22 protein-coding genes and 1 pseudogene are annotated in these 15,863 nt (G+C 54.2%); 12 read left to right on the top strand and 11 right to left on the bottom strand.

The window, feature by feature from the left end; genetic code table 11:
* The first annotated feature begins 64 nt into the window (after positions 1-64).
* Complete coding sequence (locus NPS58_RS29055; protein ID WP_121757915.1) at positions 65-565, top strand: hypothetical protein; 501 nt, start codon at positions 65-67, stop codon at positions 563-565.
* 64 nt (positions 566-629) lie between these two features.
* Here NPS58_RS29055 and NPS58_RS29060 read toward each other — a convergent pair whose 3' ends face one another.
* Positions 630-1,049, bottom strand: coding sequence for an AsnC family protein (locus tag NPS58_RS29060; protein WP_121757916.1), 420 nt, complete (start codon positions 1,047-1,049; stop codon positions 630-632).
* 191 nt (positions 1,050-1,240) lie between these two features.
* On the opposite strand from NPS58_RS29060, the gene NPS58_RS29065 reads away from it, so the two are divergent.
* Genes NPS58_RS29065 through NPS58_RS29080 form a run of 4 tightly spaced genes read left to right on the top strand, consistent with a single transcriptional unit; the run spans position 1,241 to position 3,921 of the window.
* Positions 1,241-2,848, top strand: a complete 1,608-nt coding sequence (locus tag NPS58_RS29065) for a DNA sulfur modification protein DndB (protein ID WP_232879607.1) — start codon at positions 1,241-1,243, stop codon at positions 2,846-2,848.
* Between the two features lie 53 nt (positions 2,849-2,901).
* A complete protein-coding gene (locus NPS58_RS29070; protein ID WP_108222927.1) occupies positions 2,902-3,315 on the top strand; it encodes a hypothetical protein in 414 nt (137 codons plus the stop codon).
* Positions 3,316-3,346: 31 nt separating this feature from the next.
* On the top strand, positions 3,347-3,583 hold the full coding sequence (locus NPS58_RS29075) for an antirestriction protein ArdR (protein ID WP_108222926.1): 237 nt from the start codon (positions 3,347-3,349) through the stop codon (positions 3,581-3,583).
* The gene (locus NPS58_RS29080) at positions 3,580-3,921 is read left to right on the top strand and encodes a hypothetical protein (protein ID WP_146188273.1); all 342 of its coding nucleotides are present in this window, start codon (positions 3,580-3,582) and stop codon (positions 3,919-3,921) included. Before NPS58_RS29075 ends, NPS58_RS29080 begins: the two co-directional genes overlap by 4 nt.
* Here the strand turns inward: NPS58_RS29080 and NPS58_RS29085 are convergent.
* The 5 genes from NPS58_RS29085 to NPS58_RS29105 form a co-directional block, all read right to left on the bottom strand.
* Positions 3,903-4,850 carry a tyrosine-type recombinase/integrase gene (locus tag NPS58_RS29085; protein WP_108222924.1) on the bottom strand — a complete coding sequence of 316 codons (948 nt, stop codon included), beginning with the start codon at positions 4,848-4,850 and terminating at the stop codon, positions 3,903-3,905. The two genes, NPS58_RS29080 and NPS58_RS29085, sit on opposite strands and share 19 nt — an antisense overlap.
* Positions 4,850-5,374: an N-acetyltransferase gene (locus NPS58_RS29090; RefSeq protein ID WP_146188272.1), complete on the bottom strand. Its 525-nt coding sequence runs from the start codon at positions 5,372-5,374 to the stop codon at positions 4,850-4,852. The genes NPS58_RS29085 and NPS58_RS29090 overlap by 1 nt, the downstream gene beginning before the upstream one ends.
* A gap of 70 nt (positions 5,375-5,444) precedes the next feature.
* Positions 5,445-5,693 (bottom strand): hypothetical protein, encoded by a 249-nt coding sequence (locus NPS58_RS29095; protein ID WP_108222922.1) that lies wholly within the window; start codon positions 5,691-5,693, stop codon positions 5,445-5,447.
* A 43-nt stretch (positions 5,694-5,736) separates the two neighbouring features.
* Positions 5,737-6,237 carry a hypothetical protein gene (locus NPS58_RS29100; RefSeq protein ID WP_108222921.1) on the bottom strand — a complete coding sequence of 167 codons (501 nt, stop codon included), beginning with the start codon at positions 6,235-6,237 and terminating at the stop codon, positions 5,737-5,739.
* Positions 6,238-6,333: 96 nt separating this feature from the next.
* Positions 6,334-6,966, bottom strand: a complete 633-nt coding sequence (locus NPS58_RS29105; protein ID WP_274118576.1) for a hypothetical protein — start codon at positions 6,964-6,966, stop codon at positions 6,334-6,336.
* Between NPS58_RS29105 and NPS58_RS29110 the strand changes: the two genes are divergently transcribed.
* Positions 6,913-7,941 carry an IS30-like element ISUnCu4 family transposase gene (locus NPS58_RS29110; RefSeq protein ID WP_047291841.1) on the top strand — a complete coding sequence of 343 codons (1,029 nt, stop codon included), beginning with the start codon at positions 6,913-6,915 and terminating at the stop codon, positions 7,939-7,941. The genes NPS58_RS29105 and NPS58_RS29110 overlap by 54 nt on opposite strands.
* Here the strand turns inward: NPS58_RS29110 and NPS58_RS29115 are convergent.
* The 3 genes from NPS58_RS29115 to NPS58_RS29125 are packed head-to-tail and all read right to left on the bottom strand — an operon-like array spanning position 7,930 to position 9,216.
* Positions 7,930-8,079, bottom strand: a complete 150-nt coding sequence (locus NPS58_RS29115; RefSeq protein ID WP_274118577.1) for a hypothetical protein — start codon at positions 8,077-8,079, stop codon at positions 7,930-7,932. The genes NPS58_RS29110 and NPS58_RS29115 overlap by 12 nt on opposite strands.
* Positions 8,072-8,776 (bottom strand): P-loop NTPase, encoded by a 705-nt coding sequence (locus NPS58_RS29120; protein ID WP_054912926.1) that lies wholly within the window; start codon positions 8,774-8,776, stop codon positions 8,072-8,074. Before NPS58_RS29120 ends, NPS58_RS29115 begins: the two co-directional genes overlap by 8 nt.
* Positions 8,777-8,787: 11 nt before the next feature.
* A complete protein-coding gene (locus NPS58_RS29125) occupies positions 8,788-9,216 on the bottom strand; it encodes a hypothetical protein (protein ID WP_121757918.1) in 429 nt (142 codons plus the stop codon).
* Positions 9,217-9,462: 246 nt separating this feature from the next.
* Between NPS58_RS29125 and mobA the strand changes: the two genes are divergently transcribed.
* Genes mobA through icmT form a run of 6 tightly spaced genes read left to right on the top strand, consistent with a single transcriptional unit; the run spans position 9,463 to position 14,803 of the window.
* The gene (gene mobA / locus NPS58_RS29130) at positions 9,463-9,765 is read left to right on the top strand and encodes a plasmid mobilization protein MobA (protein ID WP_108222919.1); all 303 of its coding nucleotides are present in this window, start codon (positions 9,463-9,465) and stop codon (positions 9,763-9,765) included.
* The gene (gene traI / locus NPS58_RS29145) at positions 9,765-11,981 is read left to right on the top strand and encodes a TraI/MobA(P) family conjugative relaxase (protein WP_314619071.1); all 2,217 of its coding nucleotides are present in this window, start codon (positions 9,765-9,767) and stop codon (positions 11,979-11,981) included. Before mobA ends, traI begins: the two co-directional genes overlap by 1 nt.
* Before the next feature lie 60 nt (positions 11,982-12,041).
* The gene (locus tag NPS58_RS29150) at positions 12,042-12,500 is read left to right on the top strand and encodes a DotD/TraH family lipoprotein (RefSeq protein WP_108222916.1); all 459 of its coding nucleotides are present in this window, start codon (positions 12,042-12,044) and stop codon (positions 12,498-12,500) included.
* A 14-nt stretch (positions 12,501-12,514) separates the two neighbouring features.
* Positions 12,515-13,375, top strand: coding sequence for a type IV secretory system conjugative DNA transfer family protein (locus NPS58_RS29155; RefSeq protein WP_121757919.1), 861 nt, complete (start codon positions 12,515-12,517; stop codon positions 13,373-13,375).
* On the top strand, positions 13,372-14,550 hold the full coding sequence (gene traJ / locus NPS58_RS29160) for a plasmid transfer ATPase TraJ (protein WP_108222914.1): 1,179 nt from the start codon (positions 13,372-13,374) through the stop codon (positions 14,548-14,550). The genes NPS58_RS29155 and traJ overlap by 4 nt, the downstream gene beginning before the upstream one ends.
* On the top strand, positions 14,540-14,803 hold the full coding sequence (gene icmT / locus NPS58_RS29165) for an IcmT/TraK family protein (protein WP_054912933.1): 264 nt from the start codon (positions 14,540-14,542) through the stop codon (positions 14,801-14,803). The genes traJ and icmT overlap by 11 nt, the downstream gene beginning before the upstream one ends.
* A gap of 36 nt (positions 14,804-14,839) precedes the next feature.
* Here the strand turns inward: icmT and NPS58_RS29170 are convergent, their stop codons facing one another.
* Positions 14,840-15,532, bottom strand: a complete 693-nt coding sequence (locus tag NPS58_RS29170; RefSeq protein ID WP_121757920.1) for a hypothetical protein — start codon at positions 15,530-15,532, stop codon at positions 14,840-14,842.
* Positions 15,519-15,863 (bottom strand): annotated as a pseudogene (locus NPS58_RS29175) (hypothetical protein); the annotation flags it as partial. The pseudogene NPS58_RS29175 and the gene NPS58_RS29170, both read right to left, overlap by 14 nt.

The following is a 15,863-nucleotide window of genomic DNA, read 5'->3' on the forward strand; positions in this document are numbered from 1 at the left end:
GACAGTTCCCGAGATTTCCGCCTATAGTGCCCTAACAGATATATGTTTTAGCCAGGGGAAAGCTATGCAAGCTCTCGAGAAAGAAAGGCTGTTACAGATCTATGAAGAGGAGATAGAGGCCGCGTATGCCGAGCTCCTTGATGCGTTTATGAACATGCTGACGCTTGGGGTAGGGGATCCCAGGTCTATGGCTGGTCGATGCGGCGCACGAGTTGCTGCAGCGCACAAGCGGTGCAAGCGAGGGTTAGTGTTTTCCGAGCTGGTGATTGCTCGTGATGCGGGCTTAGATATAACCCCTACGGTTGCTGAGCATGTGTGTGAACGGCTGATCGGCCGTGGGGTAGATTTCCGAAAGGCGCTAACATTCTTTGGCACGCCTGGCCGTACTGCAGCGCAAAAATCTGACGTGGTCCAGGAAGACATGGCCAGTATTGAAGCGCAGCTGTCTCCGCAGGTGAGTTTGCTCATCTACGAGATGTCGGTGATCCGTGAGCGCCACAAGGAAGAGTATGGTGACCGAGTCGAGGCAGCGGTTAAAGATCTCCAGGGCAATTCAGGGGCCTAATGCATAGATGTTTTAGATACCCTAAAACATATATGTTTTAGGCAAAGAGAAGGCAACCGTCTCGCTAGGGGAGGACAGGCTTCGCACAATTCAGTCTCTTGCGGCGCTGGGCTACAGCTTGTCTGGAGCAGCCGGCGCGGCGTGCAATCTCCGCGTTACTTGTGGTTGGGAGAAGATGATCAAAATCCTCCAATTTTTGCCCTTGGCGTGGTTCGTAAATATCCACCTGCAATAGCCGTCGGCGGCGGCCAATTTCGTACGCAGTGACGCAGAATATTTTTGCCAGGGCTACATCCGACATAGTGCCCAAGAGCGGGTCATAGGGCTTGCTGATCGCTTTGTCGTCCGAAAATGGTGGAATGCCTTTGTTGGCCCGACGGATCTGGACTGCATTCGTAGTCGTGCCCGCCAGGTAGGCCACAATGCGGTCGTAGCATTGGCCAAGAAGCCAATCGTAGGGTTCGATCTTGGAGTATTTGGGCATCGCCGCTTCCAGGCTGGATGTTACCGTTTGAAGTGCTTGAAGAAGCGCACGATAGCGCAGTGGGAGAAATAAAGCCTAACACATATATGTTTTAGCTATTCCGCCGCGGCACTGCCTTTGAAAAAAATATGTACATACGTACGTACGTATATTATTCTTTGTTCATTCTCACCAGGTAATCGGAGGCTGGAATGTACGACGCAGTGATCGCCAAAGAAGCGTGCTCCCTTGAGACACAGCGGTTTGTACCGGGGGAGGTTGTTTCGATTCACAGGGACGGCACAGCGGCTCGTAATGCCGCGGACAAAGCCAACAAGCGCAAAGGCGAGTACGGCCTTTTTGTGGCGGTTCACTCAGAGAGCCTGGTGAAGAAGGGGGACTTGCGCGAAGACCTGCTGAATCAACATGAGCTGAATGAGCGCCGTGAGTATGGCAAGCGACTGATGCGAGCAATCTTGTCCGATGAGCTTACCGGTAAACGAAACGTAATGGCTGACGACGCTGGATATCACCTGCAGCATTTAGGTATCACTTTGGAGGAGCTCAAAGAGTGGTACGAAGAAGAGGTTCGGGCAGAACATCTTGAGCAACAGATTCGCTCTCAGGAGCATGCACACTTGCGGGCAAGAGGGTTCGAGGCTCAAAAAGCTATCGACGAGATTCGTAACCAACCCTGCTTTGCTGTACCAGCCGTGCGTGGTATCCAGGCTGGGCAGGAGTATTTTCTCGCCCAGATTCCATACCCAATCCTGGCTCGCCTGTTTGTTTTCGACGAAGAGGAAGCCGTGCCTGCGGAATTGCGCGCTCAGCGTGCGCTGAACAAGAAACGGGCTGAATCCATCAGTGAATACATGCTCGACAACCGGGACACCTATGTACTGCCAGCGCTCACAGCGAGCGTCGACAAGGCTATGGCTTTTGAAGCGCTGGAAGGCATCGAGCAACTAGGCACGCTACACATTCCCATGAGCGCCACCATGCTGATCAATGACGGACAGCACCGGCGCCTGGCTATCGAAATGGCACTGCGCAACGATGAGACGCTGCGCCATGAAACGGCGCCGGTACAGATTCACTTTGACCAGGGCCTGCAGCGCTCTCAACAGATTTTTGCTGACATCAACAGCAAGGCGGTGAAGCCTTCTAGCGCGATCAACGCGCTGTATGATCATCGCAATCCTTACAACACCTGGCTCCAAAACCTCCTCACTCAGTTGCCTGCGATCAAGCGCAAGATCGACTTCGAGAACGGTACTCCGGGCATGCGTTCGTCCAAGCTCTGGAGCCTGATTGCGTTCAAAAAATTCGTGACGCTGCTCACGGGGCTCAGTGAGAAAACCATCACTGGCCTGAGTGATGATGAGCTAATGGACTGCGCCGATCTTGTGCGTGAGTTCCTCGAAGGTTGCGAGAAGTACATTCCCCAGTGGGGCGATATGGTATCCGGCAAGATCGCAGCCTCGGACGTTCGTGAGAATTTCGTCATCGGACACGCGGTCTTCCTGGAGGCGCTCGGGATGTTCGGTCGTGAAGCGCTGTTCTACGGTACGCATCTATCCCCTCAAGAGAAGAACGCCAAGGTCATTGACCCAGGCAAGGCCAAGTGGCATGTCTTGAGGCCACTCGAAGCGCTACAACCGTCAAAGACCGACGGCATGTGGGAGAATCGGTGCGTGGTATTGGGCAAAATGCAAAAGACGGTCGACGGGACCAAAGCCACTGCCGCTCAGATGCTTTCGATTGCCAACATTCCTATGCCGGAATCGCTGGCCGAATTGCACCAGCGCATCATCAAGTGAGTACACCGCAGCGGGGCGCGTAGGCGCCTCGATCACACTTCAAGGAGATCGATATGTCTTTAGGAACTGATAGGTTGATACCGGTTGGTACTGCGCTGGTGGCTGTAGTCGCTGCGGCTTTCACGCATGGTGTGCTGCAGCTGCTACCGGATGTAAGCTTTGCCGCGCACGCCTGGATGATGTTTGGGGTGCTGATTGCGGTCGGCATACTCGGGACAGGTCTCTGGTGCGAGACCCAGCCTGATGGTATTGGATTGATCACTGCCATTGGTGTTCTACCACTGGCCGGCGGGGCGATCTGGGGAGGGCTTTGGCCTGCAATGACAGAGTGGGGAGCGATCGGCCTGGCGTTCCCTGGGCAGACGCCACCGGTTGCTTGGTGGGCCTCGAGCACGGTGAAGTGGGTAGGGCTCGCAGCGATTCTGGGTGGCGGGTATTACTGGCTGTATCGGAAAAATTTCGACTAATCCTGGACTGGATTGTTTCGCGGAGGTTCACATGGAACTAGAAATCAGCACCCTTCAGAAGACAGCCCAGAACTGGCGTGATAGCAACCCATGCAATCAGGGAGGGATCGTCCTGGTATGGCAGGGGGCCGTATACGGTTGGAAAAATGAGTTGCGCGACCCTCAGCATGAGCAGCCAGGGGCTATCGCAGTGGATCCAGCCGGTCAGGTCTTTATCGCTGAAGGGGGTGATGCCTACAACGGTGCCACGCACTGGTCGCCAGTATGAAGGAGCTCGAAGAAATGGAGCGGAGGTGGCTCGCGGCCGATATCGCCAGGAAAGTTGCGATGCGCGCTGCGCTACGCGACCGAATGCTTTGGCGGGACCAGATGGTCAATGTCGTTTGCGGTGCAATCAAGGCTATTTGCATTACCGTCGCACTCGGCATGGTGAGTAAGCAAATCGGCTTGCCTACGGACATCTCGCTAACGTTCGCAATGTATGTTACTGGCCCGTTGCTGGCTTTCAATCCATGGGCATTCTTCTGGCGCAATCTGTTCCGTGAACGTGCGAACGCGGCGTTTGATGATGCCCTGGATAATCCGCGTCAATATTTGACCTTGTAGGTCGGCGAATCCTCCGGCCGTTGGCCACGCCGATCGTATAGCCGCGTCGTGCTGATATTGGAATGTCCCAGCCAGGTCTGGACCTTCGCGATATCAGCCTCGTGCTCCAAGGCATTGGTTGCTGCAGTAGCTCGCAGCCCATGCACACCAAGGCCAACCACCGCAATGCCGGCCGTTTTGGCCCAAAACCCGATGATCGAATAGATACCGTTGGCCAGCAAACGCGCCCCTGGCGTCCGCCCGCGAACGGAGCGAAACAATGGGCCCGTGGTCCGCTCCCCATCCGCTTCCAGGTACTGGTGGATCCGCTCTGCAGCCACTGGATGGAGTGGCAGGTAGCGTACCTTGCGACCTTTGCCATGCACCTTCAAATGACGAACGCCGCGGCGTTCCTGCAGGTCATCGACATCCAACATAGCTGCCTCCTCACGACGCAAGCCGTGGTACAGGAGAACCGCCAGCAGGGCTCGATCGCGAAGCCCCTTCACGGTGTCCAGATCCGGCGCCTCCAGCAGTGCCTTGGCCTGGTCGTCGCCCAGCGCCGGCGTTTTACCTTCGTTGCTCTCATTCGGAGGCCGCTTGACGCCATGGACGGGATTTCCTCCCGCCACTGCGTTGCTGTCCAGCAGGTGGTCAAACAAGCTGGTCAGCGCCGCCAGCTTTCGCCGGATCGTCGCAGCAGACAACACCCTGCGCTCGAGGTCAGACCGCCAGGCAAGAACATGGGCCCGCTGAACTTCCCTAAACTGGTCTGGGTGGACAATACCGACGAAAGCGGTGAAGTCGCCGATATCGATGCTGTAGGCTCGCCGGGTCTGTGGATTATCAATGTTGGCCACCCACTCGGTAGCCGCTGGTACTTCAGATAGAGCCAGGTACTGAGCTTCGGTGAGTTTGCCAGGCTGCCTTGAGATCAGGAGGTCTTTCATCAACGCATCCGCCGTCGTTTATTGGGCGTGCTCGTATCGACAGGATCGAGAGCCTTCGCATTAAGCAGGCGCTCCCACCGTTGGGTTTCCGCATCCATTTCATCTTCACCACGGATTTCAGCGGAAATGGAGCCACCAGATCTTGCCAATGCAGATTTTGCTTTCGACCAAAAGCCTAGTGCCGATCCCCAGATATGAACTGGAACGATCGGAACGTGGTGCTGGTCATGCAGCAGTTTGAGAGTGGCCATGCCATGACCGTTCGCACGGTACTGATCGTCAATATCGATCTTGTGAACGTACACGCGATCGAGTATCGGGTTCAGACCGTACTCGATGCTGCCCACGCGAGTAGCGCCGGCATAAATGCCAGCGTAAAGGGTCGGTGAGGGATAGCCAAACTGCAGCGGGTGCGAACTTTCCCGTTCGGTCACTAACTGAACAGGCTGCTCGGTTCTGGTCTTATTGGGGGCTTTTCGGCGCGTGTGTTCGAAAAAATCACGCAGAGGGTCAAACCAGTCCACAACTCCACTCCCTGTCCTAAATTGGTGATAACGTATTTTATCACCAATTTATGGGACCGGGGGAGGGAGGCTATGCAGCGCTCAATCGAGCCTGAAATGCTTCCATTTCCTTCATCGTGCTGATGTCGGGTACAAGCCTTGGACACAGGTTGAGCTGGGCCGAGATGTAGGCCAGGGTTCGGACACGGTTAACCGAAGTGTTCATGGCCTTTGCGACTCGTTTTGCAGCACCTGGTCTGTTCAGGGCGCAATGCGCGGCTTCTAAGATTTCGGCAAGCAAGTCATCATCGAGCTGGCTTAGCATGTCTTTCAAGTCCATAGGGTCCATCCTTTAGTGATCGAGCAAGAGTACCGCGGCCCGCCTACAGGGCTGTGATTTCAGGATTCATGATGCAGGCCAGATCCGCGCCCAGCTGGCGACGAATACGGGCAATTGAGGCTTCAGTTGGAGCCGCTTTATAGAACGAGAACTCCGGCGAGTTCGAATGCTGCAGCACAATCAGATGAGTCTTTCCAAGGCGTTTCAACCTCCGCAATTGGGCAACTTCATCGACCATCTGAGTGATCGCCGAGTCGAACCATTCAGGTGCATCTGTAGGCTCTTCCATTGTGAGCCCTTGGAAGGTCAGTTGAAGTTGGTAGCCGTTCTCTTTCAACTGGGTGACCAAAGTCGCCTGCAGCGCAGAGTCGATTTCTACACGAGTCATGCCGCCATCGCCATTATTGGATACAAGGCCAAGCATTTTTTTATGGAGATAGACTTTACACGACCATGCGAGGCCCCTTGATGTTTCGGCTTCCTTGTAACCCTTGATGTCCAGGCCGACACTGCGATACGCCTTGATGTTTGAGTAAGCGTCCATAATTGACCTCCGTATTAACGTACAGCCATTATACCTGATAATTCCGTATTATGTATATTATACGGAATGAAATGGCCAAAAAAAATGGCCCCCTCCTCAAAGTACAAACCCCAGAGAAAGTGACGATATGGCTAGCAATATGCCCAGCAACAGCACCGACTTTAGAGTTGGTTTTTGGTTTATGAATGTCGATCCGAACAGCCCAGCAGCGACTACAGGCAGGAGCCATCCTACAGGGGCATTGAATATTATCGAGCAGATATTGAATAGTGGACCCTTTGCCGAGGCAATTTGCGCCCAATAAGGAACTTGGCCACTGCCAAGCACAAACCCAGCCGTCATGCACAGGCCTGCAAAACAAAGCAGTGCACATAGAACAAAACCCCAGGCTCGCCATCGAGCAGCATCAGCCACTTTAAGCGCTACAGCCTGGCTCGCTTCGCTTACAGCAGCCGACAATGTGGAGAGCGCCTTCTTTGTTTCGGCATCAGCCATCTCAGCAAACAATGACTTGTGCTTGTCGACCTGTTTATCAACCTGCCTGGCAATCAGTTCTGGATACTTCGAATACATTGTATCGTAGGACTGCAAAGCCATTAAGATAAGCCAGAGAGAATCATGGCGGCGGCAAAAACTGAGTGCAACACCTGACCTTTCCGGTACGGTGCTGCCCCTATGTCTTATACCGAACTCAGCGTTGAAGAGCGCGCCACCATTCAAATCAGTCATGCCCAAGGCTTCAGCCTGCGTAGGATTGCCTGCTTGATCAACCGATCCCCTTCGACCATCAGCCGGGAGCTGCGCCGCAATCGAGATGTCTGTGGCGGCTACTCGGCCCACGCGGCCCAGCAGCAGATGCAGGCTCGCCGCCAGGTGTGTCGACCGAAGCGAAAGCTGTTGCGGGGTGGTGAGCGCTTCGAGTTGGTGGCGCATATGCTCCGTGAGCGTTTGTCTCCCGAGCAGATTGCCGGCAAGCTGCGCAGCATGAACATTCCCAGCCTCAGAGATGCCTACGTCTGTCGCGAGACGATCTATAACGCGATCTATGCCCTGCCGGTCGGTGAACTGCGCAAGGAGCTGATCATCTGCCTGCGGCAAAGCAAGACGACACGCCGACCGCGCTCTGGTGGTGTGGATCGGCGCGGCCAGATTCCCGAGATGGTCAGCATCAATGTGCGCCCACCGGAGATCGAAGACCGGCTGATGCCAGGGCATTGGGAAGGCGACTTGATCAAGGGCAAAGCCAACGCCTCGTGTGTAGGCACGCTGGTGGAGCGAACCAGTGGCTACCTGATGCTGGTGAAGATGAACGACGCGACGGCGACCTCGGCGATGGAAGGCTTCAGTGCAGCGCTCAATGGCATGCCGCTGGCGATGCGCAAGAGCATGACCTACGACCAGGGTCGAGAAATGGCGCGGCATGCTGAAATCACCCAGCAGACTGGGGTGGCGATTTACTTCTGCGACCCGCACAGCCCTTGGCAGCGCGGTAGCAACGAAAACATCAATGGCCTGATCCGCCAGTACCTGCCCAAAGGCACAGACCTGTCGGTACACAGCCAGGAAGAACTGAATGCTATCGCACTGCAATTGAACATGCGTCCGCGTAAGCGCTTCGACTTCAAATGCCCAATCGAAGTTATGGGCGAGGTGATGCAGAAGGCCATGGCTATGCGGCATGATGCTCCAGCTTCAATTCAATGACCGTGTTGCACTCAGCTCCTGCAACCGCCCATTATTATGCAGGTTCAAAGCATTTTTAACCCGATAGAGATCCTGCACCTCTTTCTCAGAAGCCTGCCGGCCTAAGAGCTTCTCAAAAGCAACCTCAATATCATCCATTGAGAACCTCACCTATTACTTTATTCACATCACGACGCCACCGGGTAAGTTCAGCGCGGTTTCCGATTGGCAGTTCCTTCAATGCTTGTCCGATCGATAGTCGTTTGCTGTAGAGATCGTCACTCACACGATCCGCTAGATCTGGCAGCATCAGAGACTTACCACCAGCACCCTCGATGGATTCTCTGATTTTTGAATTGTTGTAAAGCTCGAACTTTATTTCGTCACCAAAGTAAGCATTACGAATTACATGGATAGTGGAGTCTGGCAGTGCTTCACGGTATTCCTTGAGCAGTTCCAGGCTGTCACGTTGCCGGTTAATCACCCACAGCGTGATGAGTTGCCTGTTCAACTCACCGAGCGTGCTGTTCAACGTTTCTCCATACGCTGCTACACCTTTGTTATTCCGTGCTGCGGTATTGACCACTACAACATGATCACGGAATTCGTCGCAGACGTTCACCAGATCAATCCAGCCGTTTGCATCGTCCAGATCAATCAGCCTGCACTCAACTTCATCTTTATACATCTTCCAAACGTCTGGATTGGAGGTGTCCGATTCAATCAGCAGGATCTTGAAACCGGCCTGCATCAATGTGTCAACTAGGCCTACCGTTGTGAAGCTCTTTCCTACGCCACCTTTACCACCACCGACGAGGTAGATTTGACCAACCAGGGCAATCGATTTTTCTTTCATAGATTCTCTCCTCAGATGTCATCCGTATCATTTTTCGGTGTAAACCCGGGATTTCCTTGGCGTGTTACCCCGGTTGTTACCTGGCGTCCACTTGGCACAGCCTCAGCACCTTTCTCAGTGGATTTTTCTTTGCTCCCTTGGGGAACCTCAGCAGGAGCCTTACGACGAGTTACAGGCGTGCGTCGATTTCGACCTTTCGCCGAACCCCTCGCCCTAGTGAGATAGCTTTTCAGCGTTGTCTCTGAAATTGGCATTCCACCTGCGGTCAGAATTTCCGAGATTTTCGCCAGGCTGTATCCACGTGCCTGCAGAACCTTTATCGACTCCTGCATCATCTCGACTGCCTTCAGCTTTGAGACCGGCTTGTCCGGTTGCTCCACCTCTGGCAGGTTTTCGAGATCACCCATGAGCTTCTCGATTTGCGAAATGGTGAATCCCATTTGGCCTCCCCCGTAATGTCCTCTTTGCCTTGATTCTATGGGCATCCCTTGCGGAGTCAAGTTCTGTACGATAGCCTTGATACGAAATTAGGTCTATGGTTTTGGACAGGGTAGGGTTTGTACTCCCGCCATAAATGGCGTCCGTCCAACCGGCATCGCTGGCAGTCGTTTCACTCCCTTGCGATGCCTACCACCCTGCTCAGGGCTGCGCCCCGAGACCCCTTGGAACACCTGAGGATCCTGCTTATGAGTACCAGCGAGCAAAGGCGTCGTACCGGCCGGCTACCACCTATCCGGTGCTTCGAGGATGAAGAGGAAATCGTCCGTGACAAAGCGAGGGACTGCGGGCAGAGCGTAGGTCAATTCATGCTCGCGGCTGCGCTGGGAAGGCGTACCAGGTCAAAAGTGGAGGGGCATATCCTCAATGAGTTGAGGAGGCTCGGAGGCCTACAGAAACATCTATTCAATGAGGGCGGTGGGAAGCTTTCGAAGGAGTACGCACAGATCCTGGTCGCATTGAAAGCTGCTATCGAAAGGATCGGTTCGTAATGTTAGCGAAGGTGCCACCTAAGCGGGCCGACGGAAGCTCAAGCTTCTCAGCGTTGGTCGACTACGCAACAGAGCGTGAAGAAGATAAGGAGACACAAACTGATGAGCTCACTCCAGGCCACAGCCGAAGAGACGACTCAATTCTTGAGTCTGCTCGAGAACATATCGAAAGAGCAGCAGACCGTTTGCGAGAGATTGGACGAATTGATGCTGCAACTCAAAATGCCATCCGAGAACGTGCTCGAAGTATTGGAATTGCTCTTGATTCCAATGGGCGTCGATATCAACAGGATCAACACTCAGTTCCAGACCGCATTGACGAGCCTGGACCCATCACAAACCGAGAGGTAAGTACTGATGGACATGAAAGCCGTCTTGCCGTTGCTCAGCACCATCTTGCAGCAGCAGCAAACCATCTCCGACAAGCTACTAGAAATCATCCTGACTTTGCGGCAAGAGCAAGATCCCGTGGAGCCAACATTGCGTTTCATGCTGCAGCCGCTCAAAGAAGGAATGCAGGAGATGAGCTCAATGCTATCGCCGAGCTCGAATCAGGACTCCTTCTCGGAGCCCCAGTAAGGGAAATTACCCGCTCCGGAGTATCCTGCCAGCATAACTGCTTGAGCCTGGCGACAGCCGCCGCGGAGATGAAAGCAGTGGCTGCTCAGAATTCCCGCGTTAAGGATCCTGTTTACCATGTCATCCTGAGCTGGCCACAATCGGAGAAGCCGACTGATGACCAAGCCTTTGATTGTGCCCTGCATGCAATGGACGCGGTCGGAATGGGTGAACATCAGTACGTGTTTGCTATCCACCATGATACGGACAATGTTCACTTACATATGACGGTGAATCGTGTTCACCCTGACTCGTATAACGCGGTGTATCCAGATAGGGATTATTTCAAGCTCGATTATGCAATGCGTGAGCTTGAGCTTCGTTATGGTTGGGCACACGATAATGGTCCTTACAGTGTAACCAACTCCAAAGGCACACCGGAAATCTCTTGGTCGGCGCCCAAACCGAAATTCCAGGGAAAGCAACCAACTCGGGCTGCGGATATGGAATATCATTTGGACCAGGAGAGCTTGCACACTTACTGCCGTGGTGAACCCCGCGAGGCTATTGCTACCCTTCTGAAAAAGAAAAGCTTAACTTGGCAGAAGCTCCACGCGGAACTGGCACGTTATGGATTGGGGATAAAACCCAAAGGCCGCGGGATGGGAATTTATTCTCTTGATGATCAGAGCCTGGTGCCTATCAAAGCAAGCGATATGCACGAAGCCCTTTCTAAAGCGCGCTTGGAAAAGCGACTTGGGGACTATGAAGAGCGAAAAGTCTCTCAGGAGCTGATGGCTCTTATGAACTATGACAAATTTGTCAGCCCACGGCGCAATCCGGAAGATCGCCAGCAGCGCCGGTCAGAGCGGGCTAATTTGCGCAGGGCACTACGTGCCCGATATGAAGCCTATCGGACAAAATTTGTTTATCGCCGAGTTGATAAAGAGTGGGTAAAACAACAATTCAAGCGCATACGCGACGACGCCAGGCAGCAGCGCCTGGATATCAGAGTGCGTATCAAAAATCCTAAGGATCGAAAAGCATTTTACAGTATCTTGGCTTTCGAAACACTAAGAGCCAGAGAAGAACTGAAAACTAAGATTTCAAGAATGCGGTCGGAGCTTAAAAACGACCCATCTAATAAAAGGCTTTCTTATCGTGAATGGGTTGAGCAAGAAGCAGCTGTAGGCGATCCAGGTGCAATCAGCCAACTTCGTGGTTTCGCCTATGGCGAAAAACGCGCAGCAAAAGCCGAAGGGGTCAACGGGCTCGAATTTGCTCGGGATCTTGATCCCAAATACCAATCGATTGAGGGAATGCTCGGTGTGGTTAGGAAAAACGGAACGGTCATCTACCGGCGGGCTGCAGGCGATCCAGGGTTCGTAGACCATGGGGGTCAGTTCAGCTTCCCTGGCCAGGTGGTTGACAGTGAGCTAGTCACTCGCGCCATACGTGCGATGCCCAACACAGCTTCACCTGGTGCTGCCTTGCGAATTACAGGCAGCGCCGAGTTCAAGCGCTCTGTGGTTGAGGCTTTGGTTGATGAACGGTTCACCGGCCCGCTGGCAGATCCGGAGCTCGAACAATTGCTGCGTAAGGTTAAGGCCGAGCGGGATGCGCAGCAGCGGTCAAGAAACGGCCCTCGCGGGGGATAGTGTTTGCTTGCTTTGATTCCGTATTATAGTATCTATACGAAATCAACGGAGGGTTTTGAAATGGCCAATACACGATACCCGATTGCAATGGTTGCCCTTGCTGTAGCTCTTGGGGGCTGCGCATCGAAGAAGCCGGACGAATCGGCACAGCAACTGATCGATCAACAGATCCTCGAGGCGTCACAACGCATCGAGATGGCTCAGGCCGACCTTTATCAGCAAGGCGCGATCAACAGCCGCGTCGTCATGCGCCTACCATCGACGATCTTGGACGACAAACAACGCGTATCCCTCAAGTGGCAAGGCGACGCGGTCGAACTGTTGGCGGCTTTGGCCCGTGACCGTGGGCTTGAGTTCTCATTCATGGGCGTGCGTATGCCGCTGCCGGTCGACATCGATGTCAACAAGGTGCCCTACGACACCCTGATGTTGATGATCCGCTCCCAGGTTGGGTACCGCGCCGATGTGACCCAAATGCCTGGCAAGCTGGAACTCCATTACAACCGGCCCAAGGCCTGAACTGGAGGCACGTTATGAAGCGGATTCTCGCATTGTTGCCTTTGATGGTATCCCTTGCTGTCCATGCCAGCGAAAGTCCTGAGCTTGACGCAAGCGGCCAGGTCACCGCGCCGGTCGTTGAAACGGCACCGCCTGATCTCGACTCGTTGCTTAAGCCCCAGTCCAAAGCGACCACCAAGGTCACCGATATCCGAAACCAACTGCTGACCGACATGGGTAACACTGTCGGTTTCCGCGGCGGTATGGCAGCCCGAGCTCGTGAGCTAGTTGAGGGTCTTAATGCCCGATCGCCGTCACTCGATGCGATGTTCAAATTCGCACCCCTCATCGCCAAGAACGGCACACTTCCCCCGGTGATCGTAGAGGCCCGGGACGTTGCTGCTTTCTCGCAAGACCAAGTGCGGACTGCAAATCGGGTCTACAAAATTGAGCGGGAAGAAAGGTTCGTGAGCGTCCCCCCAACTTGGCGGGACTACCTGTACGTTGGCCTGCCCCTCAATGGCACAGTTGAACTGCCCGACTTCGAAGCACGCCCCCAAGACAGCGATGAAGCTGATATCTGGGAGGAAGCGGTTCGTAAAGGCTGGGCCGACGGCTACAAACAAGCCGATGCCATCCTTGAGGCCAATTTCAACCGTTTGAGCCGCGATTATCTCGGGATGCACCTTTACTCATCGCTCCTGCAGTCCGACATGATCAGCTCCACGAGCGTTGCTGAAAGTCAACAGACTGTCACTGGCGATGGTAAGCAGATGATGTTGGGTGACAAATTGCGTCGCGTTACCGGCCGGGCAACATTCGAGACTGACCCTAAGAAATGGCGTCCCTCGGTTAAAACGCAGCTCAGCCAACCTGGTCAAGGTGCGCCTAAGTGATCAGTCCAACCTTCGAGCCGTACAATTTTGAGGGTGACTTGTCTCCCGATAATTTCATGCGCTTTCTGAAGCTGTGTGCGGATCGGGGCGTATCGGACATCCTTGTCCAGGGCGGCGACTACATATGGGTCGAGCTGCATGGCCGGCAATTGAAAGCGTCGACGACGACTATCAAACAAGGTCAGTTGTCACCATTGATGGCCTCAGCTTGGTCAGCAGAAATTGAAAGCATGATCAAGCAGGGGGACGAGGGTGTTGACCGGGCCCTGGAGCTGGCAGGCGAAGGCTTTGGGCTAGCACGAGGCACGACGCTGCGCTTTCGGACCAACTTCGTTCAAGCGCGCATCGCCGGTATTGATGAGGCTTATTCAATCACCATGCGAGTGATCCCCTCGGATCTGCCCGACATCGACAAAATGGGAATCGAGCCTGATCTGATTCGGGGCTGCTACGCAGAAATGGGGCTGGTACTGGTCTGCGGCCCTACGGGATCCGGAAAAACAACTTTCCTCGCCGGCTTGTACAAGAAGGCAGGTGCGGAAATGCCTGACCGAAAAGTCATCACCTATGAAGACCCCATCGAGTACGTCCTTGGCGGTCCGCACTGGTTGGGACCGCAACCATCCCAGTCGCAGCTGCGCCGAGATATCGGCGACTTCCCGAAAGCTCTACGAAATGCCATGCGCCGCAAACCCAGTATCATCGGTATTGGTGAAGCTCGGGACCGTGAGACGATTGAGGCAATGACTGAGGCGGGGCTGACTGGTCACCTGTGCTTTGCAACCATGCATACAGAGTCAGTGGCAGAAACTATCAACCGTGCAATTCAGACCTACCCACCCGACCAACAGGCCGGCATGGCTTCACGCTTGGCCGGTGCATTACGGGTGATTCTGGTACAACGCTTGCTCAAAACCACAGACGGCAAGCGGGCAGCCATCCGCGAATACCTCGTTTTTGATCGTGAAGTGCGCAATGAACTGCAATCCCTGCCTTACACAGACTGGGGGCGTTTCATTCGCGGGTTGTTGGAAAAAGCCGAGGCTACCCTGGATGATAAGGCTTGGAGATTGTTCCGAGCTGGTCACATAGATACCAGCGAGTTTGTCAGCCTGGCCGGGGCAAAGGAATTTAAAAAACGTTGTGAGCAGGAGGGACTAGACCATGGCATCTAGTTGGAGAAGTGCGTCAATTTCACCCAAAGCTCTCGGCATACCTTGTGGCGCATACATGCCGCTGTTGGCTTGCCTTTATGTTGGGCACAGCTTGTGGATCTGGATCGTCGCTGTACTGATCATTGTCTGCTTTGGGGTCATGGCACATATCGGGTGGACGCTGAATGTGTGCTGGAACAAGTTTTTGGGCTTCGCCCGCGGCGGACGGATTGTGGCCCGGCCGTGGTGGTATAGGAAGCGTTTCAGAGATTGAAAAAAACCGCCTTGGAGGCGGTTTTTTTTCAGTCCTTCAATGTGCTCGAGGACCTCGGTCCCTATTGGCTTGAGCAGCCAATGGTGCTGCGTCAGAGCTCGCCGGCCCTGGCGGTTCCAGCGTGATCCGAATTCCGGGGTTGAGGCGGCAAGACGCTTCCTTGATTGCGGACCAGTGTTTATGGGGTAGAACACCCACCGTCAAAGCCTTCTCACTGAAGGCCACCTTAGCTGGGTAGGCAATTACCTTCATATGTTCCCATTCGGGAGCGGCGGTCAGAGTACTCAGCAATTCCGGCCGTTGTTGAAGCAATAGATGAGGTTTCGCTAACTCGGTTTTTGTCGGGGTCAGGCCTTCGCTGACCAACCTTTCACGCAATAGCTCCTGCAGATCATCCATCATGCTCCTTGACATTCTGGCGAACGACACGAAGTCGTGATTGGCCAGATCCTCAGGCTTCATCATGAGTGGGTTCTGCTTATGATCGAGCTCCACCAGGAAGTCGATCACGGTAAAATGGAGTCGGTTCTTGTCCGCGTAAGCCCTAGCGGCCATGAAGCCGTCCTGCTTGCTTTGATAGCCATAAAGTGCCGGGAATACGTCCCCAGGTTGCCCATTGAGAAGCGCACCGCAATCCTTCAAGGCGATCGCGCGCGGCGCCTGGCCAGCGTAAAAATAAACGCTGGAGAGCTCGATAATGTGCGAGTCTGCTTTCTCAGTCGTGCTCACCAATGCCACCTTTTGACCAACCCTGAATCAAGACCTTTTCCACCTTCTGTCGTTCACCTACTTTACTTACGACATCCTGCATCACGCGTTTGCACTGTTTAGGTGTCAAATCCATGCGCTTCAAGGCCTCAACCCACTTCATGACAGGTCGCCCCGGCTTGCCATCGTGAAGCATCAGGCGGTAAACCGAGGGTGGCGATCTGCCAATAAGCGTGGCAAATGTATCTCGATCTTGAGGCGAATCTTGAAGGCCTAAATAGTCGTAAAAATCCTTGATATCCAGCGGTGGCTGCACCGGTGAAGACTCAGGATGCGTCCTGTAGAGGAAGAG

It is taken from the genome of Pseudomonas putida (assembly GCF_028682455.1).
Lineage (GTDB): Bacteria > Pseudomonadota > Gammaproteobacteria > Pseudomonadales > Pseudomonadaceae > Aquipseudomonas > Aquipseudomonas putida_AA.

Bases quoted from the DNA above. Each gene is read 5' to 3' on its own strand.
- NPS58_RS29060 (WP_121757916.1), bottom strand. From the start codon at position 1,049: ATGCCCAAATACTCCAAGATCGAACCCTACGATTGGCTTCTTGGCCAA.
- mobA (WP_108222919.1), top strand. From the start codon at position 9,463: ATGAGTACCAGCGAGCAAAGGCGTCGTACCGGCCGGCTACCACCTATC.
- NPS58_RS29070 (WP_108222927.1), top strand. From the start codon at position 2,902: ATGTCTTTAGGAACTGATAGGTTGATACCGGTTGGTACTGCGCTGGTG.
- NPS58_RS29075 (WP_108222926.1), top strand. From the start codon at position 3,347: ATGGAACTAGAAATCAGCACCCTTCAGAAGACAGCCCAGAACTGGCGT.
- NPS58_RS29125 (WP_121757918.1), bottom strand. From the start codon at position 9,216: ATGGGATTCACCATTTCGCAAATCGAGAAGCTCATGGGTGATCTCGAA.
- NPS58_RS29095 (WP_108222922.1), bottom strand. From the start codon at position 5,693: ATGGACTTGAAAGACATGCTAAGCCAGCTCGATGATGACTTGCTTGCC.
- NPS58_RS29110 (WP_047291841.1), top strand. From the start codon at position 6,913: ATGTCTTATACCGAACTCAGCGTTGAAGAGCGCGCCACCATTCAAATC.
- NPS58_RS29055 (WP_121757915.1), top strand. From the start codon at position 65: ATGCAAGCTCTCGAGAAAGAAAGGCTGTTACAGATCTATGAAGAGGAG.
- NPS58_RS29115 (WP_274118577.1), bottom strand. From the start codon at position 8,079: ATGGATGATATTGAGGTTGCTTTTGAGAAGCTCTTAGGCCGGCAGGCT.
- NPS58_RS29155 (WP_121757919.1), top strand. From the start codon at position 12,515: ATGAAGCGGATTCTCGCATTGTTGCCTTTGATGGTATCCCTTGCTGTC.
- traI (WP_314619071.1), top strand. From the start codon at position 9,765: ATGTTAGCGAAGGTGCCACCTAAGCGGGCCGACGGAAGCTCAAGCTTC.
- NPS58_RS29120 (WP_054912926.1), bottom strand. From the start codon at position 8,776: ATGAAAGAAAAATCGATTGCCCTGGTTGGTCAAATCTACCTCGTCGGT.
- NPS58_RS29150 (WP_108222916.1), top strand. From the start codon at position 12,042: ATGGCCAATACACGATACCCGATTGCAATGGTTGCCCTTGCTGTAGCT.
- NPS58_RS29065 (WP_232879607.1), top strand. From the start codon at position 1,241: ATGTACGACGCAGTGATCGCCAAAGAAGCGTGCTCCCTTGAGACACAG.
- NPS58_RS29100 (WP_108222921.1), bottom strand. From the start codon at position 6,237: ATGGACGCTTACTCAAACATCAAGGCGTATCGCAGTGTCGGCCTGGAC.
- NPS58_RS29080 (WP_146188273.1), top strand. From the start codon at position 3,580: ATGAAGGAGCTCGAAGAAATGGAGCGGAGGTGGCTCGCGGCCGATATC.
- NPS58_RS29105 (WP_274118576.1), bottom strand. From the start codon at position 6,966: ATGACTGATTTGAATGGTGGCGCGCTCTTCAACGCTGAGTTCGGTATA.
- NPS58_RS29085 (WP_108222924.1), bottom strand. From the start codon at position 4,850: ATGAAAGACCTCCTGATCTCAAGGCAGCCTGGCAAACTCACCGAAGCT.
- icmT (WP_054912933.1), top strand. From the start codon at position 14,540: ATGGCATCTAGTTGGAGAAGTGCGTCAATTTCACCCAAAGCTCTCGGC.